The organism is Pikeienuella piscinae, from assembly GCF_011044155.1.
GTDB classification, from domain to species: Bacteria; Pseudomonadota; Alphaproteobacteria; order Rhodobacterales; family Rhodobacteraceae; genus Pikeienuella; species Pikeienuella piscinae.
Window position 1 is genome coordinate 2,741,652 of record NZ_CP049056.1, and the last position, 25,185, is coordinate 2,766,836.

General features: G+C 66.6%; 28 protein-coding genes. 8 read left to right on the top strand and 20 right to left on the bottom strand.

Features of this window, described 5'->3' with window-relative positions:
- Positions 1-2 precede the first annotated feature (2 nt).
- Together secB and G5B40_RS13015 are read right to left on the bottom strand one after the other, a co-directional pair.
- The gene (secB, locus tag G5B40_RS13010; RefSeq protein WP_165099351.1) at positions 3-494 is read right to left on the bottom strand and encodes a protein-export chaperone SecB; all 492 of its coding nucleotides are present in this window, start codon (positions 492-494) and stop codon (positions 3-5) included.
- Between the two features lie 71 nt (positions 495-565).
- On the bottom strand, positions 566-1,063 hold the full coding sequence (locus G5B40_RS13015) for an FxsA family protein (protein WP_165099353.1): 498 nt from the start codon (positions 1,061-1,063) through the stop codon (positions 566-568).
- A gap of 152 nt (positions 1,064-1,215) precedes the next feature.
- Here G5B40_RS13015 and G5B40_RS13020 point away from each other — a divergent pair, with 152 nt between their 5' ends.
- Together G5B40_RS13020 and G5B40_RS13025 are read left to right on the top strand one after the other, a co-directional pair.
- The gene (locus tag G5B40_RS13020; protein WP_165099356.1) at positions 1,216-1,863 is read left to right on the top strand and encodes a Tim44/TimA family putative adaptor protein; all 648 of its coding nucleotides are present in this window, start codon (positions 1,216-1,218) and stop codon (positions 1,861-1,863) included.
- Positions 1,864-1,885: 22 nt separating this feature from the next.
- Positions 1,886-2,461, top strand: coding sequence for a Smr/MutS family protein (locus G5B40_RS13025; protein ID WP_165099358.1), 576 nt, complete (start codon positions 1,886-1,888; stop codon positions 2,459-2,461).
- 13 nt (positions 2,462-2,474) lie between these two features.
- On the opposite strand, the gene G5B40_RS13030 is transcribed toward G5B40_RS13025, so the two are convergent.
- Together G5B40_RS13030 and G5B40_RS13035 are read right to left on the bottom strand one after the other, a co-directional pair.
- Entirely contained in the window at positions 2,475-3,521 is a 1,047-nt protein-coding gene (locus G5B40_RS13030) for a quinone-dependent dihydroorotate dehydrogenase (RefSeq protein WP_165099360.1), read from the bottom strand.
- Positions 3,512-3,856: a DUF952 domain-containing protein gene (locus G5B40_RS13035; RefSeq protein WP_165103602.1), complete on the bottom strand. Its 345-nt coding sequence runs from the start codon at positions 3,854-3,856 to the stop codon at positions 3,512-3,514. The genes G5B40_RS13030 and G5B40_RS13035 overlap by 10 nt, the downstream gene beginning before the upstream one ends.
- A 94-nt stretch (positions 3,857-3,950) precedes the next feature.
- Between G5B40_RS13035 and G5B40_RS13040 the strand changes: the two genes are divergently transcribed.
- Positions 3,951-4,766 (top strand): NAD(P)-dependent oxidoreductase, encoded by an 816-nt coding sequence (locus G5B40_RS13040; protein WP_165099363.1) that lies wholly within the window; start codon positions 3,951-3,953, stop codon positions 4,764-4,766.
- A gap of 36 nt (positions 4,767-4,802) precedes the next feature.
- On the opposite strand, the gene G5B40_RS13045 is transcribed toward G5B40_RS13040, so the two are convergent.
- The 8 genes from G5B40_RS13045 to moaA all read right to left on the bottom strand — a co-directional run bounded on the left by G5B40_RS13045 (position 4,803) and on the right by moaA (position 12,659).
- Entirely contained in the window at positions 4,803-5,453 is a 651-nt protein-coding gene (locus G5B40_RS13045) for a glutathione S-transferase family protein (protein ID WP_165099365.1), read from the bottom strand.
- A 1-nt stretch (position 5,454) separates the two neighbouring features.
- The gene (locus tag G5B40_RS13050; RefSeq protein ID WP_165099368.1) at positions 5,455-6,225 is read right to left on the bottom strand and encodes an SDR family NAD(P)-dependent oxidoreductase; all 771 of its coding nucleotides are present in this window, start codon (positions 6,223-6,225) and stop codon (positions 5,455-5,457) included.
- 27 nt (positions 6,226-6,252) lie between these two features.
- Complete coding sequence (locus G5B40_RS13055) at positions 6,253-7,308, bottom strand: ferritin-like domain-containing protein (protein ID WP_165099371.1); 1,056 nt, start codon at positions 7,306-7,308, stop codon at positions 6,253-6,255.
- Positions 7,305-9,137: a GMC family oxidoreductase gene (locus G5B40_RS13060; protein WP_165099374.1), complete on the bottom strand. Its 1,833-nt coding sequence runs from the start codon at positions 9,135-9,137 to the stop codon at positions 7,305-7,307. Before G5B40_RS13060 ends, G5B40_RS13055 begins: the two co-directional genes overlap by 4 nt.
- Complete coding sequence (locus tag G5B40_RS13065) at positions 9,134-9,598, bottom strand: hypothetical protein (RefSeq protein ID WP_165099376.1); 465 nt, start codon at positions 9,596-9,598, stop codon at positions 9,134-9,136. The genes G5B40_RS13060 and G5B40_RS13065 overlap by 4 nt, the downstream gene beginning before the upstream one ends.
- Positions 9,591-10,508 carry an acetoacetate decarboxylase family protein gene (locus G5B40_RS13070; RefSeq protein WP_165099378.1) on the bottom strand — a complete coding sequence of 306 codons (918 nt, stop codon included), beginning with the start codon at positions 10,506-10,508 and terminating at the stop codon, positions 9,591-9,593. The genes G5B40_RS13065 and G5B40_RS13070 overlap by 8 nt, the downstream gene beginning before the upstream one ends.
- Before the next feature lie 153 nt (positions 10,509-10,661).
- Positions 10,662-11,402: an NYN domain-containing protein gene (locus G5B40_RS13075; protein WP_165099380.1), complete on the bottom strand. Its 741-nt coding sequence runs from the start codon at positions 11,400-11,402 to the stop codon at positions 10,662-10,664.
- A gap of 207 nt (positions 11,403-11,609) precedes the next feature.
- On the bottom strand, positions 11,610-12,659 hold the full coding sequence (gene moaA / locus G5B40_RS13080; protein ID WP_165099382.1) for a GTP 3',8-cyclase MoaA: 1,050 nt from the start codon (positions 12,657-12,659) through the stop codon (positions 11,610-11,612).
- A 128-nt stretch (positions 12,660-12,787) separates the two neighbouring features.
- Between moaA and G5B40_RS13085 the strand changes: the two genes are divergently transcribed.
- From G5B40_RS13085 to G5B40_RS13095, 3 genes are read left to right on the top strand one after another with little or no spacing between them, the layout of a single operon-like run.
- Positions 12,788-13,300: a hypothetical protein gene (locus G5B40_RS13085; RefSeq protein WP_165099384.1), complete on the top strand. Its 513-nt coding sequence runs from the start codon at positions 12,788-12,790 to the stop codon at positions 13,298-13,300.
- A gap of 4 nt (positions 13,301-13,304) precedes the next feature.
- The gene (locus G5B40_RS13090; protein WP_165099386.1) at positions 13,305-14,963 is read left to right on the top strand and encodes an AMP-binding protein; all 1,659 of its coding nucleotides are present in this window, start codon (positions 13,305-13,307) and stop codon (positions 14,961-14,963) included.
- Positions 14,960-15,907: an ADP-ribosylglycohydrolase family protein gene (locus tag G5B40_RS13095; protein ID WP_165099388.1), complete on the top strand. Its 948-nt coding sequence runs from the start codon at positions 14,960-14,962 to the stop codon at positions 15,905-15,907. The genes G5B40_RS13090 and G5B40_RS13095 overlap by 4 nt, the downstream gene beginning before the upstream one ends.
- A gap of 9 nt (positions 15,908-15,916) precedes the next feature.
- On the opposite strand, the gene G5B40_RS13100 is transcribed toward G5B40_RS13095, so the two are convergent.
- Entirely contained in the window at positions 15,917-17,089 is a 1,173-nt protein-coding gene (locus G5B40_RS13100) for an MFS transporter (protein ID WP_165099391.1), read from the bottom strand.
- A 194-nt stretch (positions 17,090-17,283) separates the two neighbouring features.
- Here G5B40_RS13100 and G5B40_RS13105 point away from each other — a divergent pair, with 194 nt between their 5' ends.
- A complete protein-coding gene (locus G5B40_RS13105; RefSeq protein ID WP_165099393.1) occupies positions 17,284-17,751 on the top strand; it encodes a hypothetical protein in 468 nt (155 codons plus the stop codon).
- Positions 17,752-17,786: 35 nt separating this feature from the next.
- Here G5B40_RS13105 and G5B40_RS13110 read toward each other — a convergent pair whose 3' ends face one another.
- A complete protein-coding gene (locus tag G5B40_RS13110; protein ID WP_165099396.1) occupies positions 17,787-19,778 on the bottom strand; it encodes a polysaccharide pyruvyl transferase family protein in 1,992 nt (663 codons plus the stop codon).
- Positions 19,779-19,895: 117 nt separating this feature from the next.
- On the bottom strand, positions 19,896-20,327 hold the full coding sequence (locus G5B40_RS13115) for an acyl-CoA thioesterase (RefSeq protein ID WP_165099399.1): 432 nt from the start codon (positions 20,325-20,327) through the stop codon (positions 19,896-19,898).
- A 70-nt stretch (positions 20,328-20,397) separates the two neighbouring features.
- On the opposite strand from G5B40_RS13115, the gene G5B40_RS13120 reads away from it, so the two are divergent.
- Positions 20,398-20,967, top strand: coding sequence for a histidine phosphatase family protein (locus G5B40_RS13120; RefSeq protein ID WP_165099402.1), 570 nt, complete (start codon positions 20,398-20,400; stop codon positions 20,965-20,967).
- A 20-nt stretch (positions 20,968-20,987) separates the two neighbouring features.
- Here G5B40_RS13120 and rfbA read toward each other — a convergent pair whose 3' ends face one another.
- Genes rfbA through G5B40_RS13145 form a run of 5 tightly spaced genes read right to left on the bottom strand, consistent with a single transcriptional unit; the run spans position 20,988 to position 25,185 of the window.
- Entirely contained in the window at positions 20,988-21,857 is an 870-nt protein-coding gene (gene rfbA, locus G5B40_RS13125) for a glucose-1-phosphate thymidylyltransferase RfbA (protein WP_165099405.1), read from the bottom strand.
- Entirely contained in the window at positions 21,854-22,708 is an 855-nt protein-coding gene (rfbD, locus tag G5B40_RS13130) for a dTDP-4-dehydrorhamnose reductase (RefSeq protein ID WP_246209504.1), read from the bottom strand. Before rfbD ends, rfbA begins: the two co-directional genes overlap by 4 nt.
- The gene (gene rfbB, locus G5B40_RS13135) at positions 22,705-23,760 is read right to left on the bottom strand and encodes a dTDP-glucose 4,6-dehydratase (RefSeq protein ID WP_165099411.1); all 1,056 of its coding nucleotides are present in this window, start codon (positions 23,758-23,760) and stop codon (positions 22,705-22,707) included. The genes rfbD and rfbB overlap by 4 nt, the downstream gene beginning before the upstream one ends.
- A complete protein-coding gene (gene rfbC / locus G5B40_RS13140) occupies positions 23,757-24,332 on the bottom strand; it encodes a dTDP-4-dehydrorhamnose 3,5-epimerase (protein WP_165099413.1) in 576 nt (191 codons plus the stop codon). Before rfbC ends, rfbB begins: the two co-directional genes overlap by 4 nt.
- A 1-nt stretch (position 24,333) precedes the next feature.
- On the bottom strand, positions 24,334-25,185 hold the full coding sequence (locus G5B40_RS13145; RefSeq protein ID WP_165099415.1) for a fumarylacetoacetate hydrolase family protein: 852 nt from the start codon (positions 25,183-25,185) through the stop codon (positions 24,334-24,336).

Sequence of the window (25,185 nt, forward strand, 5' to 3'; positions counted from 1 at the left end):
CCTCAGGCGGAGCCCGCCGTCGCGCCGGCGAGACCCTGGGCGGCGGATTTCCGCCGCTCGACCTCGCTCCGGTAAAGATTGGCGAAATCCACCATGTCCAGCATAAGCGGCGGATAGCCGCCATCGCGCGTCAGGTCGGCGACGATACGCCGCGTGAAAGGGAACAGTAAACGCGGACATTCGACCAGCAGGAATGGGTGCAGCTGCGCGTCCGGCACGTTGGCGATCTCGAAAAGGCCAGCGTATTCGACTTCAACGATGAACAGCACATCATCTTCGTGCTTCGCCGTCGCGTTGACCTTGAGGATCACCTCATATGCGTTTTCGCCGCGCTTTTTCGCGTCGAGATTGACTCCGACCTGGATCTCCGGCTTGCGGTCCATCCGCCCGTCGCCCTTCTGGACGGCGACATTTTCGAAGGATGCGTCGCGCACATACTGCGCCTTGATCGCGACGCGCGGGCCCTGCGCAGCCGTTGGTTCTGCTTCAGCCATGACAGCCTCCCAGGGTCGTTGATGCGGGAGAACCGCTAACATGGGCTGCATGGGAGAGCAATTGCACCCGTTCAGCGCGGCGGTATCGTCCAGCCGCTCGGTTCACGCGGCCGATCCGGGTTTCGCGACTCCGTAAGATCCTCGTATTCCGCATCGATCGGCCCATCATCCCGCCGGCTTGCGGGGCTCCGTCGCGGTCCGGACGCGACATGAACCGCCCGGGCGGCGAGGCGCGGGCCGGCCCAGCCGATCAGCGCGACCCTGACGGGCGGCAGCAGCAGCAGAAAGCCGAGCGTGTCGGTGAAGAACCCGGGTGTCAGCATCAGGAGACCGGCGACCAGGATCATTACCCCCTCGACTAACGGTCCGCGCGGGTCGCCCCCCTCGGCCAGCGCCTGCTGCATGCGCGCCAACGCCGAAAAGCCCTGCGCGCGCAAGAGAACGCCGCCGATGATCGCGGTCAGAAACACCAGTGCGAGCGTCGGCCACAGGCCAAGCGCCCCGCCGACCTGGATGAAGAGCGCGATCTCGACGATCGGTACGACGATCAGCGCGATGAAAATCCACATACTTCCTCCTTCCAGCCACGAACGGATGTTTCGTCGGCGCTGAGCGGGCCGACGGCGCGCCGCGACGGCGTGGACAGTACGGGCGTCAAAGCCTACATAAGGGTATCGAGCCGCGCGCGCCATCCGGGCGTGACCGCGACAGGAGACGTGTTATGGGCGACGGCCTGCTCACCCTTATCATTCTGGCCGGAATCACGGTGTTTCTCGTGCTTCGGTTGAAGAATGTCCTTGGCGCCAAGACCGGGCTGGAGAAGAAACCGGAGCCGGTATTCGGGGCGCGAAGAACGGCCGAGGCCGAGCCGCGGGTCGAAGACCGGGAAGAACCCGAACCGATCGCCGCGAACGATCCGCTGGCGGAAACCTGGGCGGCGTTCCGCGCGATCGAGCCCGATTTTTCGCCGCGCGATTTCGTAGAGGGCGCGAAACGCGCATACGAGATGCTGCTGATGGCCTACGAAAATGGCGAGAAGGCGGTTCTGGAGACCTATCTCTCGCCCGACGTTTATCAGGACTTCGCCGCCGCAATCGACCAGCGCGCAAATGAGGGTCTGACGGTCGACGCCCGTTTCGTCGGCGTGCGCGAAGCGAAGATCACGGGCGCACGGTTCGACGCCGACGAGCAAATTGCCGAGATCGATCTGCGTTTCGTCGGTGAACTTGTGACCGTCGTTCGCGATCAGGAGCATCGCGTGGTTGAGGGCGACCCCAACGAGATCAGACGCGAGACGGATCACTGGACATTCGGCCGCAAACTGGGCGCGCCGGACCCGAACTGGCTCCTCATCGCCACCGGGGAATGAGCGCGGTCCGGAATTCAGCCCGATGAGTCGGCGTCGGGGCCGATCGCCGACGACGGAGGAGCTTGCGCTCTGGGATGAGATCGCGGTCTCTCTCCGGCGCCGGACCAAAACCGCGGCGACCCCAGAGCCCGCGCCCGTCAAGCTGAAATCAGCGTCCGTGAACGTGATCGCGAAACCGGTGTCCGCGCCGACACAGGCGATCGCGTTGCGTCCGCCGGGGCGCGCCGCGCCCCCGTTCACGCTTCCGGCGGCGCCCGCGCCCCGGCCCAGCGGGCTTGACCGGGCTACCGAAACGCGGCTTCGCAAAGGTCGGCGCGCGCCGGACGCGCGGCTCGATCTTCACGGCATGACCGCTCAACGCGCGCATCGGGCGTTGATCGGTTTCGTCGAGCAAAGCAGCGCCGCGGGGCGTCGCTGCCTGCTGGTCATCACCGGAAAGGGCGGACTCAACGACGCCGCGCCCGGCGTTCTTCACCGTGAAACGCCGTTTTGGCTCGCGGCGCCGCCCCTCGCCGACATGATCGTCAACGTCACGCCGGCGCATCCGCGTCATGGCGGCGGCGGCGCTCTCTACGTCTATCTGAAGCGGCGGCGCTGATCGCGTCTGACCCTCACGCGCCGACCGCTTCGGCCACGGTCGCGAACCCGTCGCGCCGCAGCAGCTTCGCCAGGCTATCCCCGATCCGGGCGCCGAGAGAAGGCCCCTCGAACACCATGGAGGTATAGAGCTGCACCGCCGACGCGCCGGCGCGGATTCGCTCATAAGCGTCTTCGGCGGAGCCGATGCCGCCGACGCCGACCAGGGGGACCGCGCCTTTCGTCACCGCGCCGAGGCGGCGGAGAACCGCAAGCGAGGTGGTTCTGAGCGGCGCGCCGGAGAGCCCGCCGGCTTCGGCGGCGTGGGCGGATCGCAACCCGTCGCGCGCGAGCGTCGTGTTCGTCGCGACAATCCCGTCGATCCCGGCGTTCAGCGCCACGGCGGCGATGTCGTCGATCTCCCGCGCCGTCAGGTCGGGCGCGATCTTCAGCAGAACCGGGGTTCGGACGCCGCCCACCGCCAGTTCGTCGCGCGCCGTCAGCGCGCGCGCCAGAAGCGCTTCGAGCGCGGCCGGCCCCTGCAGGTCGCGCAGCCGCTCGGTGTTGGGCGACGAGACATTGAGCGTCATTGCGCCGACCAGTCCATGAAGCCCGCGCATCACCGCGACATAATCGCCGGCGCGGTCCTCGCTCGTCTTGTTGGCCCCGAGATTGGCCCAGACCCGCCCCCTGTCGCTCTTCAACGCCCTGAGGCGCGCGGAAATGGCGTCGAGCCCGTCATTGTTGAAGCCGAAGCGATTGATCGCCGCGTGGTCCTCGTCCAGCCGAAAGAGCCGCGGCCGCGGATTTCCGGGCTGCGGTCGCGGCGTCACCGCCCCGATTTCGACGAAGCCGAACCCGGCGTCCAGCATCGCGTGCGGCGCTTCGGCGTTCTTGTCGAATCCCGCGGCGACGCCGATCGGTGACGGGAGCGAAAGACCGAATAGCGAGGTCGCGAGGATAGGATCAGGGGTCGCCTTTGGCCCTAACCCGGCCTTTAGCGCCCGGATCGCCATGCGATGCGCGGCTTCGGGGTCGAGCATACGCAGCGCGTGCAGGCCGGCCCGCTCGATCAGGCGCATTCCGGCGCCGGAAAGATATGGACGCCATTTTCGTCCAGTGGCAGTGGCGCGATCCAGCGAACCGTGCTCCGCGCGAGTGGCGCATAGAGATGCGGAAAGAGCGCGCCGCCGCGCGATCGCTCCCACCGCAGCGCGGGACCGAGCGCATCCGCCTCTACCGCCGCCAGCATCAGGTCGCTTTGGCCGGCGAAATGTTTCGCCGCCGTCTCCGGCGCTTGTTCCGCCGTTGAGAAATGGATGAACCCGTCGGCGCGGTCGACCGGCGCGCCAAGCGTCTCCCCTTCAGTATCGAGCGCGGCCCATTCCGGACCAGTGAATATCTTGTAGATCAGCATGGCGGCTGAATCGGTCGCCTCGCCGCCCGGGTCAAGCGATTTCGACTTGCGCCCCGCGCCGGCGCGCATAGCCTCTCTCGGCGAAGGGGGGACCATGGCTTTATCCAAGAACATCACCGTGGCCGGCTGCGGCAGAATGGGTCTGCCGATGGCGCGCGCTCTTCGTGCCGCCGGGTTCGCGGCGCGCGGGTTCGATATCCGGCCGCCGGCCGCCTTCGGCGATTTTGCCATGCACATGATCGACGTCGCGACAATGCGGGCGGAGACGGAGATTCTTATCACTGTCGTGCGCGACGCGGCGGAGACCGAAGCGCTGCTCTTTTCCGATCAGGCGGCGCTTTCCGGCCCGCCTCTGACCACCCTCATCGTCTCCTCGACGTTGTCGCCCCGGTTGCTGCCGGAAATCGCCGCGAGGGCCCCCACGGGCCTCACGCTGATCGACGCGCCGATGTCTGGCGCGCAGGTCGCGGCGGAGGAGCGCCGGCTTTCCTTCATGCTTGGCGGCGATCAGGCGACGCTCGACCGGCTGCAGCCGCTTTTCGCCGCGATGGGAGCGGCGTATCATCGGATGGGCGGATTCGGCGCCGGGATGGCGGCGAAGGTGCTCAACAACTACGTCGCCGCGGCTTCCGTCGCTTCGGTTCGGCAGGCGCTGGAATGGGCGGGGCCGCTGGGCCTCGATCGCGAGCGCCTTCTCAAGCTGATGCATGACAGTTCCGGCCAGACCTGGTTCGGTTCCAATTTCGAGCGCATCGAATTCGCCGGTGACGGCTACCAAGCCGACAATACGATCGGCATCCTTCCGAAGGACGTCGCCGCGGCGCTAGACGGGGTTGGCGCGCCGGATGACCCGGTCGGCAGGGCGGTGATCGAACGGCTGAAGCGATTGACGCCGCTCGAAAAGGAATAGATCCCGGCGACATGAACCGCTGCGCCCGTTAACGAATTAGCGGAACTGCGCCAGCCAGAGCTCCATCGCTTCACCGGCGATCCCGAGGGAGCGGGCGACGGCGGGGATTTCCGCGGCTGCTCTCCGCCATTCGTCGATCATCGGCGGGGGCGAGAGCGGACGTTCAAGCTCCGCCGCCAGCATCTCGGCCATCTGGATGGATGCGGGATACGCCATGTCGGCGATGGTCGGCGTTTCCTCGAGGTGGAAAGGACGCGGCCGGACAAGATCTTCAAGCCGGGCGAGCGCCGACTCGATCGCCGCGACGCCGGCGATCACCGCGTCGGGCTCTTCGCGCCATTCACGCTTGACGAGCGGGAAGAGCGCACGCGCCGCCGCCTCCAACCGGTTGTCGTGAAAGTCGAGAAGCGCGCGGGTCAGCGCTCGCGCATGGGGCGCGGCGGGCAGGAGCGGCGGATCGGGGTGCAACTCTTCGATCAGCTCCACGATGGCGTTGGAGCCATGAAATGACGCGCCGTCCAGCGTCAGACCGGGAACCGAGCCGGCGGGAACGATGGCGCGGTATGCCGCCGAACCATAGCCGCCCGGGGGCTCCACCTCGTCATATTCCAACCCTTTGAAATCGAGCGCGATCCGGGCCTTGGCGACAAAAACCGATACCGGAATCCCGTAGAGAACGATCTCCATTTCAATCTTCCCTCAGCGTCTTCAGACCGATCCCGGCGGCGTCGAACCCGCCATCCACGGCGATTGTCTGGCCGGTGACGTAGCTCGCCCCGTCGCCCGAGAGAAACACCACGACGGCGGCGATCTCCGTTTCTCTGCCATAGCGGGCGAGCGGAATGGCGTCGCGATAGTCGCGCCTGATCGCCGGGCTGTGCACCTTTTTCGCCATTTCGGTCTCCACCGGGCCGGGCGCGACCAAATTGACGCGAACGCCGATCTCACCCAATTCCACCGCCTGCTGGCGCGTCAGGTGCGCAAGCGCGGCTTTGGACGTTCCATAGGCGACGCGCAAGGTGGACGCGCGAAGCCCGGAGATCGAGCCGATATTCACCACCGCGCCGCCGCCATCTCGCGCCAGAAGCCGTGCGGCGGCGTTCACGGTGAGAAACGGGCCGGTGAGATTGGTCGTCATGATCTCGGACCAGCTCGCATGGCTTGTCTTCAGCAGCGGAGAGAAATCAGCGACGCCGGCGTTGTTGACGAGGGCGTCGAGCCGGCCGGCGAGCGTCTCGGTCTCCGCCATCGCGCGCGCCACATCGTCGGTATCAGAGACATCGGCGACGATCATGTGCGCGGCGTTGGACGAAATGGCGGCGCGGGCGGCTTCAAGCGTCTCCGCCGCACGGTCGAGCATGACGACGCGCCAGCCTTCATCGAGAAAGCGCCTGGCGATGGCGAGGCCGATGCCGCGCGCGGCGCCGGTGACGAGGGCGGTTTTCATGGCTTCAGCCATATGCGGCGCCGGCCGATGCGAAAAGCCCTATCCGCGAAAGGTCCAGCCCGGTCCCGCCGTTTCTCCCGCTTCGTTCACCGGAATCCGGACGAGCGCGGAAGCGGCGTAGCGCAGCTTCATCATCATCGGCGCGCAGTCGCGCAACCGCTCCGGCGCGCCGTTGAACGCCTCGTGCAGGGTGAGAAGGAAATCGGTGTAGAGCTGGTCGAAATCCAGCATCTTGGCGTGAACCTCGGGGAGATAGGCGTAGTCCTCCGCTTTCGGGTCATCCTTCATCCTGTGGACGGCGGACCAGTCGACGATCAGGTCGCCCCCCGACGGCGGTAGGCCGATGCGGTCGTCGGGGCGATAATAGCGCGACAGCAGGATCTCGTTGAACTTGAAGAAATGCGCGATGTCCTCCTCCTCGATCCCCGGGATGAGGTCGCCATCGCCGGCGCGGCCGCCAAGATCCGCGCCTTCGCCCTCCTCTACGATCATTTTCAGCGCTCGGATTGCGCTTCGCTCGCCGGTCACCGGGAACACTTCGCCGCCGCCGCCCCAGTAATGTTCGGGACCGATCTGCCATGCCGGATCGCCGATGAAGATCTCTTTCGACGGATAGGTCCGGCAGAGCGCCTCCAGCTTCTTTCGCACGCAGTAGTAGAAGCCGCCGATGGTCTCCGCCTTCAGGCAGTCGCCATCCCTCACCTTCTCGAAGTTCTCCGGCGCGCGTTCTATCTCGCGGAAGGCGTGGACCTGCGCCTTGGTGAAGCGTCTCAGATGCGCCTTCGGCCCTTTGCCGGAGGGGAGAATATGGCACGGATAGGAAGGGATCGCGGTGGCGCAGTTCAGGACGACATGACCGCCGAGCGCGTTGAGGATGTTCGCCGCGAGCGTCATGTGCAACATTTCCTCCAGCATCACTTGGCGGATCACTTCCAATGGCTCGGCGTTCACCGTCATCGGGGCGATGCTGTCGTATTGCCCCGCTTCGGCGATCGTATAGGCGGCCGTCGCGTAGGGCGGGATTGTCGAAAGCTCGATGCGGATGGCGTGGGCCATGAGTTCGCGCAGTTCACGGCGGTCCGACTTGAGGCTCATGACTTGCCCTCCAGCGCCCGTTCCAGCCCGGCGGCGGCTTTCAGGACCAGGGCCGTCATCGTCAGCGTCGGGTTGGAGGTCGCGATGGTCGGCATCGCTCCGCAGCCCACCAGCCAGAGGTTGTCATGGTCCCAGGACCGCCCGTCGAGGTCGGTCACGCTGTCATGGCGCGAGGCGCCGATGCGGTGCGTGCCGGCGTTGTGACCGGCGCCGAAATAAACGAAACCGCGCCCCGCCTCGGAAACATAGCCGGGATCGTTCGGATCGTAGGTCGAGCGGTTCTCGATTCCGAGCCTCTGGAAAATCTGCTGGCAGATATCCATGCCCTGAAGCACGCCGGCGCGCGAATAGGCGTCGACCGCGTAGTCGAGCACCGGGCGCGGCTCCCCCAGCGAATCGCGATATGCGGGATTGACGCTGACCCGGTTGAGCGCGGAGGGGAGCTGCTCCGGCATGATGCCGATCCGGACCTGATGCTGCACCTCGTCGCGTAGACGCGCGCGCAACTCAGGGCCGAACAGATATTCCCCCTCCACCAGTCGGGCGACGTCGGAATAGGGCGCGTTCGCCGCGAAATTCCAGCCCCAGTTCGCCAGCTCCAGCCGCACTGCGGCCTTTTTCGTCCGGAACCCGCCATCGCGGAAATCCGGAAAGGAGGCGGTCGAACCCGGTCCACGGAACGGGCCGACAGGGCGCGGCGCGCGGCCCCATACCATCACATAAGGATGGTCCATCAGGTTCCGGCCAAGCTGCCCGGATGTCGGGCAGAGCCCGGAGGCGAGCGCCAGTTTGGCGTTCTCGATCGCGTTTGTCGCCAGAACATAGGCGTCGGCGGTGACGCGCTTCATTTCCCACGCAGGCGCGCCCGGGAATTCGTAGCGTTTGTAAACCACGCCGGTGACGCGTCCGGTGGCGCCGTCGGTCTCGATCTTCGAGACGACGGATTGCGAACGGATCTCCACCCGGCCCTTCTGCCGCAGCGCCTGGCTCAGGGTTTTCAGCGCATTGTACTTCGCCTGGATCGGGCAGATCGGGACGCAGGAGGAATTGCCTTCGCAGCGCTGGCCCTGAAAGGCGTAGGCGCCGGTCGCGCCGGCGGCCCCATAGGGCGGCTGTTTCTCGCCGCCGACTTTGTAGCTGCCCTTTCTCGGCGTCGAGTTCCGTCCCTGCGGCGTGGTGGAGACAGAAAGCGTCTTTGTCTCGCCATTGGGCAGCGCGACCTCCATTCCGCGCACGCCCTCCTCGAACCAGCGGTCGGAGAAGGATTTCGGGATCGGCTCCATCGGGAAGTCGTAATCCTTCGAGAAATGGATGCCGCCGAATTCGTTCTCGGACTTATCGCCGGAGACGCCGATCTCCCACTCCGCGCGCTCATACCAGGGCGCAAGATCGTCATAGGAGAGCGGCCAGTCGACACCCTGCCCATAAGCCGACCGGGTGCGGAAATCGTTCGGCTGCATCCGGAGGCAGGTGCCGAGCCAATGCATCATCGTCCCGCCCGTGACGCGGGTGTAGTTGGAGCGGAAAGGATTCGGCCCGTTCTGGACGAAATAGCCGGCCGTGTCCGGGCGCCCCGGCGCGATCGGCCCGACATCGAGCACCGAGGGCGAGGGCGCGCTCGGGTTCGCCGGATAAGGCGAATTCGGGACCTTCACCTCGGTCAGATGATAGGCGTCGACATAGCTCCGGTAGGTCGACGCCTCCGCCCCGCCGTCTGCGCCGGCTTCGAGAATGAGGACATTGCGCCCCTTCGCCGCCAGTTGCTTGGCGATCAGCGCGCCGGAAATGCCGGCGCCGACGATTACCGCGTCGTAATGCATCTCGCTCATCGGACCGTCTCCGAAGGCGGCTCCTCAGCCCAGGCCCCGAAGCCCTGCGGTTTCGCACCCATCGGATGGGCGCCGATCGCGTCCCAGACCAACCCCTCGCGATAGGCGCGGGTCGACACGATTCGGGCCGTGTCTTCGCGTTTCGCGCCGTTCCGGTCGATCCAGTCCTGCGGCATTGGGGTCCATTGCCCGAGATACCAGAGCTGGATCAGCGACCGCGCCAGTGGGCCGAGATCGGCGTCTGACAGCACTTCCTCGCGGATCAGCGCGTCCACGGCCGGGCCGGGCGGCAGCGCGCCGAGCATCCCGCCGATATGGTCTAGGCGATCGGCGAGCGCGGGACCCGCGACGGCGTCGAGCTGCTTCCGATAGGCCGGAACGCAACCGGTGGACCAGAGCGACGCGCGGTCATAGCCGGTAAGCGCGACGCTGAGGCCGAGAAACCCCTCCGCGTCACCCATAGGATTCGTCTCGCACGTCGGCGTCGACATAGAAACCTTCCGGCTCGGCGCAGGCCGGAAGGCTGGTGAAGCTCTGCCCGGCGACGGCGCGGTTCTTCTCGCCGATCAGCGCGCGCATGTCCTTCGTCATCACGAAGTCGTTCGCCCCGATCTTCAGCTTCACCCGCTTATGGTCGTCCTTGCCGTCGAGCATCGCGGTCTTGAACTGGCCCATGATTGTCCAGCGGGTCATCACCGTCCGCCCGAGGCCGAGCGCGAATTCGGGAATTGGCGTGCAGTTGGCCGGCCAGAATTCGAGCCCACCGAAATCCGCGTTCATGTCATAGACGAAGGCGTCCTTATCTTCGGGGTCGATCAGCTTCACCTTCCAGTTGCGGCTGGGCGCCGCGTTCAGGGTCGGCGTGTCATAGACGAACTGGCCGAGGAATTTCGGCTCTCCGAAAACCGCCCGCCCGGCCTTGACCGCGATGGCGTTGTCGGCGGCGACATGCAGCCGCAGATGGCCCAGCGTCTTGGTCTGATCCTTCCCGTTCAGGAAATCCGCGAGCGGCATGTAAGGCACGCCCGGCGCCCGGTTGGCAGGGTAAGCGACGACGTTGAATTCGACCTCATTCGTGGTGCCGAGCGCGTTCGAATAATGCGCCGTGTAGCGCTGGAAATTCAGCAGAACGACCGCCTTGTCGACGGTTTTCTTCCCTTCCCGGACCGGAAAGCGCGCCACCCGGAGGCCGGTCGGCTTGCCGTCCGAATCCTCCACATAGGCGCGGGCGACGTCGACATCCGTGTACCAGTAGACCCAGTTGCACTGGAGCGAGGCGTAATAGAATGGCCATTGCGCGAATTCCGCCGGCGGCGTCGGCTTCAGCCCTTTCCACGGCGTCTGCCCGTGATGCGATGAAAGTTTCTCCATGATCGCCCCCTCTCCGTTCGCCGTTCAGGTGAACGGCCCCCTGGGCGCACACGTTAGCCGAGTGTGCCGTCGTCACAAGGATTTTTCGGGCGCGAAGGGGTTGGAACGTGCAGGTTTGCAAACCCGGCGGGGGGCCGTGCGCGTCGCGCGCGGTCAGCGCGCGGCGCGGCGTCCGCGCGGCTTCTCGCGGATGCGGATGGCGCGCCCCTGCATGCGCTCCATCTCGAAATGTCCAGTCTTTTCAACCAGGTCGCTCAGCTTGGCGCAGCCATAGCTCCGCGGATCGAAATCCGAGGTGAGATTGGATAGCGCCTGGCCGACCGGGCCGAGCGTCACCCAGCCTTCCTCGTCCTCCAGCGTCTCCATCGCCTTCAGAAGAAGCGGCGTCGCTTTTGACGGGTCGATGCGCGCCGCCTTCGCCGTCGGGGCGCTTGCGCCGTCGGTCGGATCGACGGCGAGGTTCTCGGTATAGATGAAGCGCTGGCAGGCCTGGACGAAGCTTTTCGGGGTCTTCTTCTCGCCGAACCCGTAGACCGCGACGCCCTGCTCGCGAATTCGCGCGGCGAGACGGGTGAAATCGCTGTCCGAGGAGACGAGGCAGAAACCGTCGAACCGCTCCGAAAGCAAGAGGTCCATCGCGTCGATCACCAGCGCGATATCAGATGCGTTCTTGCCGGTGGTGTTGGCGAGGTTCATCTGCGGCAGGATCGCATGTTCCGGCATCACCTTGAGCCATGAAGACATACGGCTGGAGGAGAAATCGCCATAGATACGCCGGACGCTCGCCTCGCCGATCTTGGCGATTTCCTTGAAAAGATCGTCCGCGAGCTTCGGGCTCGCGTTGTCGGCGTCGATCAGAACGGCGAGTCGCGGCGCGCGGGGGTTTTCCTGCATTTGGCGTCCTTCCATGCGGGCGGTCGTATTCGGCGCGCGAAATATAGGTGAGCGGTCCTGGCCGGTCGAGTGCGCGGGTCCGGCCGGGAGGGAAGCTCCCGTGGGTTCACGCCGCCCGGATCACGCCAAGCTCTCCGCCGCGCGGAACCGTCCGGAGGCCGGAAGAGAATCCGCTTGCGCCGACAGCACCCGCTCCAGCGCCAAGGCCTAGCCGCCCGTGGTGGACATGTGCCGCCCGACCTCGCCGTCCACACGCTGGCGCGAATAGTCGAAATCATGGCCTTTCGGCTTTCGGGCGATGGCGCTCTCGATCGTCTTGCGGAGCGGCGCGTCATCCTCGGGACTCACCCGCATCGGGGATCGAAGGTCGGCGTCGTCGTCCTGCCCCAGGCACATGAAGAGCTGCCCGGTGCAGGTCAGCCGCACGCGGTTGCAGCCTTCGCAGAAATTGTGGCTGAGCGGGGTGATGAAGCCGATCCTGCCCCCCGTCTCCTCGCAGCGCATGTAGCGCGCGGGGCCTCCGGTGCTGAGCGGCAGCGGCGTGAGGCGCCAGCGTGTCCCGAGGTCCTCGCGCAGCTGACGAAGCGAGTAATACTGGTCGAGTCGATTCTCGTTGCCGATATCGCCCATCGGCATCACCTCGATGAAGGTGATGTCGAAACCACGCTGGCCGCACCATTCGACCATGTCGTGAATTTCGTCGTCGTTGACGCCTTTCAGCGCGACCGCGTTGATCTTGACGCTGAGCCCGGCCTCCTGCGCCGCGTCGATTCCGTCCATCACCTGGTCGAACCGGCCCCAGCGGGTGATCTCGGCAAATTTCTTCTTGTCGAGCGTGTCCATCGAGATGTTGACGCGCTTCACCCCGCATTCCGCCAGTTGAGTGGCGAACCGGCGAAGCTGAGAGCCGTTGGTGGTCAGCGTCAGCTCGTCCAGCCCACCGCCGGGATGGTCGCCGATGCGCTTTCCCATCGCGGCGAAGAACTTCATGATGTCGCGGCGCACCAGCGGCTCGCCGCCGGTGATGCGCAGTTTCCGCACGCCCATGTCGATGAAGGTTCCGCAGACGCGCTCCAGCTCCTCCAGCGTCAGCAGTTCCTTCTTCGGCAGGAAGGTCATGCTCTCCGACATGCAGTAGACGCAGCGGAAATCGCACCGGTCGGTGACGGAAACGCGCAGATAGGTGATCGGCCGACCGAAGGGATCGATCATCGGCGAGGTCGCGCCTGCCGGGGTGATTTTCGGTGCGTCATCCATGAAATGAAGCTAGGCGCGTGGAGCGCCGGATGCAATCGGGATCTCCACGGCGGCGCGCGCGGCGTCTTTCGCCGCGGTCGGGTTTGTCTATGATCGCGCACGAATTGCGGAGTGATGGGAGAGGCGGCATGCGAGGATATGGCGCGCGATGGCGGCGGGCGGCGCTTCTGGCGCTGTTCTGCCTTTCCGCCTGCGTCGAAGCCGGTCTGATGGAGCCGGTCGGACCCTTCCAGGCGAAAGCGCCCGCCGAGCCCGCGCCGGCCGATTCGTTCACGGCCGCGGCGGAGCCGTCGTCGCCGGTCCCCGTCGCCCGCCCCGCATCCGGGACCGCCGCCGCCGCGCCGCCGGTTCCGCCGGAAGCGGTCGTCTTCCGGATCAATGAGCTTCCGGCCGAATGGGACGGCGCGGAAACGGTCGGCGGGCTTTGGGTTGCGCTGCCCTATTTGCCCGCCCATCGCCGTGTGCTCGTCAGCGACCCGGAAACCGGCAGGACCGTGGTGGCGAAGCTCTATTGGCGCGACCCGGCCGCCGGCGGCGCCGGGGCCGACGAGGCCGTGCTCTCCAGCGCCGCCGCGAACGCGCTCGGCCTTGCGCCCGGGCGGACGGAGGGGCTCGACATGGCGGTCCTCGCCGATGAGTGAGTGGATGAATTTTCCCGAACTGCCGCCCGCCGACACCTGGCGCGCGGCGCATGAGAGCTTCGACTGGCGCCTTCCCGCCCGCTACAATATCGCCGAACTGATCTGCGAGCGCTGGGCGCGCGCCGCGCCCGACCGCGTCGCGCTGATCGCGCTCGACGCCTCGGGCGGCGAAACGCGCTGGAGTTACCGTGAGCTCTCGCGCCGGTCGTCACGGCTCGCCAACGCCCTGGCGGCGCGGGGCGTCTCACGCGGGGACCGGGTCGGCGTGCTCTTGCCGCAATCGGCGGAGACGGTTCTCGCCTGGCTCGGCGCCGTCAAGCTTGGCGCCGTCATCACGCCACTCTTCACGCTTTTCGGCGAGGAGGCGCTGGAATACCGGCTGGCCGACAGCGGCTGCGCGGCGCTGATCACCGACCGGGCGAATCTGTCTAAGATCGCCGCGATCCGCGACCGTCTGCCGGAACTGAGGGTGGTGATCTGCATCGAGGGGCCCGATGAAGGCGCCGAAGGGCTGGCGGCGGCGCTCGCCCCGGCGCGCGATGCGGTCGAGATGGCGGCGACCGGGCCGGACGACCCCGCGCTCCTCGCCTATACTTCCGGCACCACCGGCCCGCCGAAGGGCGCGCTGCACGGCCAGCGGGTGCTGGCGGCGCATGTCGTCGGGGCGCGGATGGTCTATGATTTTCTGCCTTATCCGGGCGATCTCATGTGGACCCCGGCGGATTGGGCATGGATGGGCGGCTCGATGAACGCGCTCGTCCCGGCGCTTTTTCACGGTGTCCCGGTGCTCGCCTACCGGATGGGCCGGTTCGACCCGGAGCGCGCCTTCGGGATCATGGCGCGTCATCGCGTCCGCTGCGCCTCCTTCCCGCCGACGGCGCTGAAGCTGATGCGGCGTGTCGAGAACCCGCGCCGCTTCGGGTGCGACCTGCGCATCGTCGTCTCCGCCGGCGAGGCGATGGGGGCCGAGACCCTGGCCTGGGGGGTTGAAGCGTTCGACGCGCCCCTCAACGAGTTTTATGGCCAGACCGAATGCAACATGGTGATCGGGAACAACGCCCGGCTGTCGGCGCCGAAACCGGGGGCCATGGGCCGCGCCCTTCCGGGGCATGAGGTGGTCGTGCTGGATGAGCGGCTGAACGAAGCGCCGACCGACGCGACCGGCGAACTGGCGATCCGCACGCCCGATCCGGGGCAATTCCTTCGCTACTGGGGCAAGCCCGACAAGACCGCAGAGAAGTTCAGGACGGGGCCGGATGGGCGGCGCTGGATGCTGACCGGGGACGAAGCCAGCCGCGATGACAAGGGCTATTTCCGTTTCGAGAGCCGAACCGACGATGTCATCACCTCATCCGGCTACCGGGTCGGGCCGACCGAGATCGAGGAATGCCTCGCGGGCCATCCCGCCGTCGCCGTCGCCGCCGTCGTGGGAACCCCGGACAAGGTGAGAACCGAGGTGATCCGCGCCTTCGTGACTCCAACCCCGGGCATCGAGCGGTCCGACGAAACCGCTGCGGCGTTGATCGCACATGTGCGACTAAGGCTCAGTCCGCATCTGGCGCCGGTATCGGTGGAGTTCGTCGATGAACTCCCGATGACGGCGACCGGCAAGATCATGCGGCGCGAGTTGCGGGCGCGCCGGATTGTGGAGAATCGGAGATGAACAGAAAGAAGGGCGCGCTTCTTGGCGCGCTGGTGGCTGACGCCGCGGCGATGGGGCTGCACTGGCTCTACGATCAGGCGCGGATCGCGGAGATCGCCGGCGGCGCGCCGGAGTTCCGCACGCCGAACGGCGCGGATTTCCTTGGGCCGGACGGCAGGAGCCTCGGTTATTTCGCGCATGGCGGCAAACGGCCGGGCGCGCCTTCGCACTACGGCGCGCAGATGCTGGCGATGGCGGATTCGCTCGCGCGCACAGACACCTATGACGCTGAAGACTACGCGCGGAGCTTTCAGGAATGGTTCGGCTATGGCGGGCGCTGGACGGGCTATATCGACCGCCCGACCCGCGCCACGCTCGACGCCATGGCGCGGACGGAAGCGGAGGCGGAAGGCGGCCCGTTCGATCGCTGTGGCGCCGACGACGCGCAGCTCCCGGCGGTCTCCAAGTTGCCGCCGCTGGTCGTCCGGCATCACGGCGAGGCGGGACTGGCGGCGATGGTGGAGAGTGCGGTGCGGGTTACCAACGCGCGCGAGGATGCGGTGGACTGGGGCCTCGCGACAGCCGCGATGATCGGCGCTGCTCTGGATGGGGCGACGCCCGCCCGCGCGGCGGAGGCCGCGCGGGGGGTCTCCGATAAGATCGATGGACAGATCGACGCCGCGCTGGCGATGCGCGCCGCGCCGGCCGAGGAGGTCGCCCGCGCCTTCGCGCTCCATTGCCAGTTGGAAGTCGCCTTTCCTGTGATCGTACATCTGATCGCGACGGCGACCGGGTTCGCCGACGCCGCGCGCGCCAATATCCGCGCCGGCGGCGACAGTTGCGGCCGCGCGATCCCGATGGGCGCCGTTCTCGGCGCCTGTTTCAGCGGTGACGAAGCGCGCGCCATTCCCCGCGACTGGCTGGCGCGGGTCGATGTTCCCGGTTCACTGGCGGCGCTCGTCTGATTGCGCGTCTTACGTTGCGACCGGGCGCGGCCCGGTGAGCGCGCGAAAGACGACGAGCAGCCCCGCCGCTGCGGTGAGCGTGAAGACGCCGAAGAGATAGGTCGAGGCGGCGCCGCCCGCCGCCTCCGCGATCCACCCGGCGATGGTGGGCGCGGCGAAGCTGAAGAGATAATGCAGCGTGTAGAAGACTCCCATGCCGGCGGCCAGCATGTTCGGCGCGAGCACGGCGGCGGGAAGGCTCATGATCGGCGCCACCGGCAGCCCCCAGGCGACGCCAAGCAGGATGGAGCCGAGAAGCGGGTCGCCGCCCTTCCATACGAAAAGCAGCGCCGCGCCAAAAATCGCGAGCCCCGCGACCAGCACGAGGTCGCGCCGCCCGCTCTGGTCCGCGATGATCCCGCCAACCGGCACGGAGGCGACGCCGAGCCAGAGAATAAGGCTGATCGACGCGCTCGCCTCGGCCAGCGTCAGGCCGCGTTCGGTCAGGAGCGCGGGGCCGAAGCTGAAGATCATCGAGAACGCGCCATTGTAGAGACCCCAGATCGACCCGGCGATGAAAACGGCCGCCAGCGGGGCGCCGCGCGGCAGGGCCGCGGCGCCCCGGCCGCCTGCGGCGCTTGGCGGCGCGCGATAGAGAGCGGCGAACAGGCCGAAGCCGAAAATGGCGGTCAGCGTCACGACGGCAAGCGCGCCCAGAAGCCCGCCCGCGCCCGCGACCAGCGGCAGGATTATCAGCGCAAGGGCGATGCCGACCGGCCACGAATTGACGAAGATCCCCATCGCCGTGCCGATCTCGCGGCCTGCGAACCAGTCGGCGACCATCTTCGTCATCAGCACGTTCAGGATCACTCCGCCGGTTCCGGCGATCAGCCGCGCGGCGCTTTCAGTCTGGAATGAGCCGCCGACGATGGACAGCACGCCCCCAAACACCATCAGCAAAAGCCCGACCAGCACCATGCGCTTGTCGCCGAAGCGCGCGCCGAGCAGGCCGCCGGGCAGGGCGAGGGCGATCCCCGGTGAAAGATAAAGACCGACGAGAAGCCCGATCTCCGCAAGGCTTACGCCGTAGGACTCTGCGAAAAGCGGCGAGAGCGCGCCGATCGTCTGAAACTGAAAGGCCATCGCCGTGCGGACAGTGAACAGAACGGCGAGAATTCGCCAGCGTGCCGCGCCGCGCTCCATGCCTGAACCCCCCATCCGTCAAAGACAGCGAGCTATAGCACTCGTGGCGGCTGCAAAATGAAATATTTGCGCATCCCGTACACCTTCTGAATGACGAAGGGTGACATATGCGTGTGCCGCCGACGGCCCCGCTTGCCTGCGGGCGTTTCGCAGCGTCTATCCGCGCGAAGGCCGTTTTGCGAAAGGAATTCGAGATGACGACGACCGACACGCCAACCGCCGCGCTCGCGCTGATCTTCGCGGGCGCGCTCGCCACGATCGCCTTCGATCTTTTCGGACAGGGGGTCTCGCCGGCGCTCGGCTTCGCGAATCTTTCACCGGTCGGGCTGGCGAACTCCACGCTGGAGGCGCTTACCGGCGCGCCGTGGACGCCGGGCGCGCAGATCATGCATTACGCCACCGGGCTGATCGCCTATCCGCTCGGCTGGCTTCTCATCGTCCGACCGCTCTGGCGCGGCGTTGCACCGGGTCTCCACTGGGCGCTCCCCGCCGCGCTCTATGGCGCCGGGCTCTGGATCTTCGCGCTTTTCATCATGGCGAATCTGGTGGCCGGCCTTCCGGCCTTTCTCAATTTCACCGGTATCGCCTGGGTGGCGCTGATAGGCCATGTGATCTTCGCGCTGGTCGCGGCCTGGACGATGGAGACGCGGCGCTTCGTCTGAACTGCGCCGACGCCTTCAACGCGCGCCCGGCCGGCCTACGCCAGCAGCCGGCGCATATCCGCGAAGAGCCGGTCGATCTCGACCGTGGCGCGGGACTGGTAGCGCGCCACTTTCTCCCAGTCCGAGGGGGAATAGATCAGCCGTTCGCGCAGCGATCCCGCGATCTGGCTCGTCCTCGCGCCTTCATGGATTTCATCGACCGGGCAGATCTTGTCCGCCAGCCCGATATCGTCGAGCATATGCTCGATCTTCGCTGTGTTGGACGGAATCGCGACGGCGGGCGCGTGGTTCACCAGCGCGAGGATCAGGCCATGAAACCTGCCGGTGATCCAGCAGCCGAAGCGCGCAAGGTCAGGGTCGGACAGCGCAGTCGGGATGGATTTCAACGGATGGTCGGCCCGCACCGCGGCGGCGAAGCTGCGGTGCAGCCCGCTCATCGCCCGAAATTCGAGCGCGTTCGCCGCGGCGAGCCGTCCCAGCGCCTCGGCGGTTTCCGGCACGACTGAATCGATCACCGCGCACCCCTCCCGCTGCGCGCCCTCACCGGCGACCGGTGGCGTGATCCATGCCAGGTCGGGCGTCATCCGCATCCGCGCGCCGAGGCCCGGCGCAGCCCGGAGCGAGCCAGATTCGCGAAGCGCGATAAGGTCGAAATCCGCGCAGATTTCCTCGAGAAACCGCCCGTTCCGCTCCCATACGCTGTTGATGAGGAACACTTTCTTTCCGGCGGCCTTCATCTGCCGCGCCGCCATCGCAAGCTCGATGGCGCGCGCGGCGTCGCCGTGAAACGTGCCCTCGCCGTTCAGCAGCACCGCGTCGAAATCCCGCGCCGGGTCGGCCGCCAGCACTTCGTTCAGCCCGGCCGCGCTGTTCGCCCAGCCGGCATATTCCATGCCATGCGCCCGCAGCATCCTGACCAGCGCCTTGCTGACGCTGACGCAGCCGAGATGCTTTCGGTTGAAGCCCAGTCGCGAAGTTTCGTTCAGGACAAGCATCCGTGGCCGCTTATCCGATCTGAACACATACTCGGCTTCCTGCGATGCAAGCGCGGGCGCGTTCAGCGGCGCCCATTTCAACTTGCCCGACGCCCATTTCTCGTCGATCGCTCTTGCGCGCGCGGCTGTCCGCGATCGGGTGGCCTCGAGGTCGGCCCCCTCCGCGACCTTCCCGGCCGCAGCCAACCCCCGGATCATCAGTCCGACCTCGCGGTTTCCCTGCTTCGGGTTCAATGAGATCGAGGCCTGGATCAGGCGCTGAAACGCCGGGAAATCACCTACGTGGTAGAATGTTTCGGCGAGGTCGGCGATCAGTTTCGACTTCGACGCGGCGGTGAAATCGTAGCGGTCGGAGAACCGCCGCCGCAACGCCGTCGCCAGAATACCATCGGCCCCGCCGGGGCTCGGCGCGAACGCCTGCTCACCGGTCGGCGTCAGACAATATACATCCGGATGGCTTTCATAGAACGCGCGTTCCTTGTCGAAATCGTGAATGAACGGGTTGCCGTTTGGATAGACCCCGGTAAACCCGTGCAGTATGAGCCGGTGCGGCGCCCTGCTCCGGGCCATGCGCCAGTAATTGATCAGGACCATCAATGCGACCGATGTGAGCCCGGCGGAAGGCTGATGCTGCGGGCCGAGGCGGTGAACGCGGTCGTTGACGAATGATGGGTCGAGCAGAGAAATGGTCATATGCGCGGTGCGGTGCGCGCCGTTCGCGTCCAGATAATCCGGCGTGACGGCGCCTTCATGCCTTATGAAGAATCCTGTCGAGCCGCCGGATGGCGGGTGAAACGCGCCGAGCGGCTCGCCCGTCTCGGCGAATCCGTAGGGAACGCCCGAGGCGGCCAGCGAAAAGAAGTAGAGCAGGTTCCTGGCGCGCCGCCTCAGCACGTCATTGAAAATGCAGAAGTTGTACTGGCAGATATAGTCCCGGTCCGGATCGAACCCTCTGAATATGTTATCAGCGGCGATATCAGGGTTGTTGGCTACAAAATAGATGCGCAGGGGGTTCGGCGCATCGATCATCATTTGAAGTGATCCGATGTTATTCAGAACGCCGGTTGCGGGCGCGTCAGCCCCTCTGCTCATCCGGTTTTCCGACCCTCGCATCCGCGTGCGCTCCGCCCTCGCCGTCGCGGCGCCCGGTCAACCGTCGATCCTGGCCAGCAGCGCCGCGCGGATCTCGGCGGGAAAGGGACGCGCGCGCCGCGTCTCGATGTCGAAGCAGACATTCACGCTGGTCGCCGTGGCGTGGCAGACGCCGTTCAGGAAGGCGCCATAGCCCGTCGTCAAGGATTTTTCGCCGACCCGCAGCAGCCGGCCGCCAACCTGCACCGCGCCGGGAAAATGCATCTCCTTCCGGTAATCGATGGTGAGATTGGCGAGAACGTAGCCCAGTTTCCGGTCGTCGAGCCCGGCGAGAAGATCGGTCAGAAGAGCGAGCCGGCCGGATTCGAAAAGCGCGGCGTAGGCGACATTGTTCACATGTCCCATCGCATCCTGATCCGAAAAGCGGAGGGTGACAGGCTCGAACATGCTGTAGCCGCCGATATCGTCGAGAGTGGGCGTTATCGTCATGGGCTGATCTGTCCTCTTGCGATTTCTGCGCTGGTGCGGCTTTTTCCAACGAACGCTGGAGGGGCGCGGCATGGCATTCGAACATCCATTCTATTTCCTTCGCCACGGCGAAACCACATGGAACGCCATCGGCAAGACGCAGGGCCAGCTCGACGCCCCGCTTTCCGATCTCGGCCGGCGTCAGGCGGCGAACGCGGCGGCGATCATGGCGCGCGAGCAGGTTACGCGCATAGTCTCCAGCCCGCTTTCGCGCGCGCGCCACACCGCCGAGGCTGTGGCCGAGACCACGGGCGCCGAAATCAGTTTCGACCCCGAACTGATGGAATTTCACGCCGGCGAATTGCAGGGCAAGCCGCGCGGCGAGAACGTGAGCGAGTATTTCGAGAAACGCTGGGACCCGCCCGGTGGCGAGACCTTCGCGGTTTTCGCCGCCCGCGCCTGGGCGGCGCTGGCGCGCGCGGCGAGCGAGCCGGGCGTGCTGATCGTCTGTCACGGCGGGCTCTGGCGGGCGGCTCAGGAATTCGTCGCCGTCGCGCCCCGACTCTGGCCGATGCCGAACGCGCTGCCGATCCATGTCAGCCCAGACGCGAAGAGCTGGACGGCGCGGGTTCTGGGCGCGGCGATGGACGCAGGAAAGTGAACGGATTCGGCGCGCCGGCTTCAGTCCGCCAGCCGCATCAGGTAGCGGCCGTATTCCGTTTTCAGTAGCGGCTCGGCGAGTGCGCGCAGAGCCACGGCGTCGATCCAGCCCTGATCGAAGGCGATTTCTTCTGGACAGCCGATCTTCAGCCCCTGCCGCCGCTCGATGGTGCGGACGAACTCCGCCGCCTCGATCAGGCTGTCATGCGTGCCGGTGTCGAGCCAGGCGTAGCCCCGGCCCATGCGCTCGACCGTAAGCGCGCCTTCGCGCAGATAGCTCTCCAGCAGCGTCACGATCTCCAGCTCGCCCCGCGCGGAGGGCTTCACCGCCCGCGCCCGCGCCGGCGCTTCCGAGTCGAGGAAGTAGAGCCCGGTGACGGCGTAGCGCGAACGCGGCTTCTCAGGCTTTTCGACAATGGAGACCGCGCGCCCCTCGGCGTCGAAATCGACGACGCCGTAGCGCTCCGGGTCTGCGACGCGGTAGCCGAAGACGGCGCCTCCGGCCTCCTGCGCGCCGGCGCGGGCCAGAAGCGCGGGCAGGCCGTCGCCGTAGAAGATGTTGTCGCCGAGCACCATCGCCGAGCCGGCCCCGCCGAGAAAATCCTCGGCCAGCAGATAGGCCTGCGCCAGCCCGTCCGGGCTGGGCTGAACGATATATTCGAGCCGCATCCCCCATTGCGCGCCGTCGCCAAGAAGCCGCTGAAACTGCGCCTGATCATGCGGCGTGGTGATGATCGCGACATCGCGCGTTCCGGCCAGCATCAGCACCGAAAGCGGATAATAGATCATCGGCTTGTCATAAATCGGCAGAAGCTGCTTCGAGACCGATAGCGTGAGCGGGTAAAGCCTTGTGCCCGAGCCGCCGGCGAGCACGATTCCCTTGCGTGTCATGATTTCAGCTCCTTCAGCACGTCCCTCAACCCGGCGCGCCAGTCCGGTTGCACGATCCCGTAGGCGGCCCTGATCGCGGCGCAGTCGAGCCGGGAATTGAGCGGCCGCTCGGCCGGCGTCGGCCAGTCCTCCGTGGCGATCGGCGCGACATCCACGTCCATCCCGGCTTCCTCGAAGATCGCCTCGGCGAAGCCCCGCCAGCTCACCGCAGGCGCCCCGGCGAAATGAAAGACGCCGGAGACACCGCGCCCGGCGTGATGCGCGGCGAGGATATCGAGACAGGCCTCAGCGATGGCGGCGGCCGGCGTCGGTCCGCCGACCTGATCGTCGACCACGGTCAGTCGGTCGCGCCCGGCGCCGACCCGAAGCATCGTCTTTACGAAGTTCTTTCCATGTGAGGAAAAGACCCAGGCGGTGCGCAGGACGACATGCGGGCCGGCCGCCGCCGCGACCGCCTGCTCGCCCTTGAGCTTGGTGCGGCCATACGCGCTTTTCGGCGCCGGCCGGTCGCCTTCGCGCCAGGGCGTCGTCCCGGCGCCGTCGAAAACGTAGTCGGTGGAGATATGCAGGAACGGCAGGCCGCGCTTCGCCGCCGCGCGGGCGATGGCGGCGGGGGCGTCGGCGTTGATTCGCGCCGCCGCCGCCTCCTCCGCCTCGGCGCCGTCGACATCGGTCCAGGCCGCGGCGTTCAGAACCGCGTCGACATCCGCCGCCAACACCGCCTCCTCGGCGGCTTTTGGCTCGGAAAGATCGACATCCGCGCGTCCGAGCGCGGTGATCGCGACATCGCCGTCGCGGCGGATGACTTCACGCGCCACCTGACCGGTGCGGCCGAACATCAGGACTCTCACGCCAGACCCCGCCGCGCCTGCGCGTCGGTTCGCGCAAGAATCGCGCGCCACCAATCCTCGTTCGAAAGATACCATTCGACGGTGCGGCGCAGCCCCTCCTCCAGCGTGACGGAGGGGCGCCAGCCGAGTTCGGCGCGGATCTTCGACGCATCGATGGCGTAGCGGAAATCATGGCCGGGCCGGTCCGCGACGAAATCGATCAGGCGGTCATGCGGCGCGCCTGCGGGGCGCAGATCGTCGAGGATGGCGCAGATGGCGCGGACGATGTCGATGTTCCGCGCTTCGGCGTCGCCGCCGATATTATAGGTTTCGCCGACGCGGCCTTCCTGCGCCACCAGCAGCAGCGCCTCGGCGTGATCCTCGACATAGAGCCAGTCGCGCACGTTCTCGCCCCGCCCGTAGACTGGCAGCGGCGCGCCGGCGAGGGCGTTGAGAATCATCAGCGGGATCAGCTTCTCGGGGAAATGGTATGGTCCGTAATTGTTCGAACAATTGGTGACGACGACCGGCAGTCCGTAAGTCTCGCCCCACGCGCGGACGAGATGGTCCGAGCCGGCCTTAGACGCCGAATAGGGCGAAGACGGCGCGTAAGGCGTCGTCTCCGTGAATTTTCCCTCCGGTCCGAGCGCGCCGTAAACCTCGTCGGTCGAGATGTGGTGAAAGCGGAACGGGGCCCCGGCGTTGCTTGAAAGACCGGACCAATGGGCGCGCGCCGCCTCCAGTAGCGTGAAGGTTCCGACCATGTTGGTCTGGATGAAATCCGCCGGCCCGTCGATCGAACGGTCGACATGGCTTTCCGCCGCCAGATGCATGACGAGATCGGGCCGGTGTGCGGCGAAGACCGCGTCGATCGCGGCGCGGTCGCAGATATCGACGCGCGCGAAGGCGTAAGCCGGGTTCTCCTCCGCCCCGGGCAGGTTGGCGGGATTGGCGGCGTAGGTCAGCTTGTCGACATTGATGACCGCGTGGCCCTTTTCGAGCGCGCGGCGCACCACCGCCGAGCCGATGAAGCCGCAGCCCCCGGTGACAAGTATCTTCGCGCGCGCCGTCATGGCTCGTCCCCGGACCAGCCTTCGAACGGATTGCTCCAGTCGGTGAAATACGGCGCTGCAGCATCCTTCTCGGATATCACGATGTTCGCGGGGTCCACGCCCCAGTCGACGCCGATCGTCGGGTCGTCGAAGCGGATAGCGCCGTCCGCCTCGCCGGAATAGGGCGCATCGACTTTGTAGAGCACCTCGGTCCTTGGCTCCAGCGTCAGGAACCCGTGCAGAAATCCCTTCGGCACCAGAAGCTGTTCTCCCGCCGCCGCGGTCAGCTCCACCGCCACCCACTTCAGAAAGGTCTCCGATTTGGGCCTGACATCTACCGCAACGTCGAGCACCCGCCCGCTGGCGACGCGCACCAGCTTCGTCTGCGCGAAGGGCGGAGCCTGATAGTGCAGGCCGCGCAGGGTGTAGATCTGGGCGGAGAGCGAGTGATTGTCCTGCACGAAGTCGTGGTTCAGCCCGTTCGCCGCCATCCGGCTGGCGCTCCAGGTCTCCGAAAACCAACCGCGCGAATCCCCGAAGCGCGCCGGAATGATCAGCTTGACCTCGGGGATCGCCTGCGCTTCGACCTGCATCTCAGGCCTCGTCGGTTATCGTGTTGCGGCAGATCCCGATCCCCTCGATCTCGCATTCGATCACGTCGCCAGGCGCCATGAAGACCGGCGGTTTTCGGGCGTGGCCGACGCCCGGTGGCGTGCCAGTCGCAATCATGTCGCCCGGCTCCAGCGTTGAAAATTCGCTCATCACCCTGATGATCGCGGGAACCGGCCACATCATGTCCTTCGTCGTCGCGCTCTGCATGACCTGACCGTTGAGCCGGCTCTCGATCCGCAGATCGCCTGCGTCGCCCAGTTCCCCCGCATCCGTCACCACCGGGCCGACCGGTCCGGTCCGGTCGAAATTCTTGCCGGGCGTCCACTGGTGCGAGCGGCGCTGATAGTCGCGGAGAGAGCCGTCGTTGAATACCGTGTAGCCGAAAATGTGCTCGAGCGCCTTTTCCTCCGGGATTGCGCGGCCGGCCTTGCCGATGACGATCATCAGCTCGACTTCGAAATCGAACCGCTCCGACGCCTTCGGGCGCACCATCGGCCCCTCGGCGGCGGTCATTGAGGTCAGCGTGCGGACGAAGATCGCCGGATGCTCGGGAATCTCGTAACCGCCTTCCTTGATGTGATCGACGTAGTTGTGCCCGAGGCAAAGGATCTTGCCCGGCCGGGCGACCGGCATTTCAGGTCGCAGATCGGCGATATCGACGCGCGGCGCGCCCTTCATCAGCCGCGCCGCGCGGGTCATCGCCTCGTCGCGGCCAAGGCCGATCGGTCCCATCATGTCGGCGCCGAAAGCCGGGTCCAGCACGCTGAGATTGACCGCCGCGCCCCCTTCCGGCGCGAGCGCCCAGACGGCGCCGCCGCTGACGAGATATTTCAT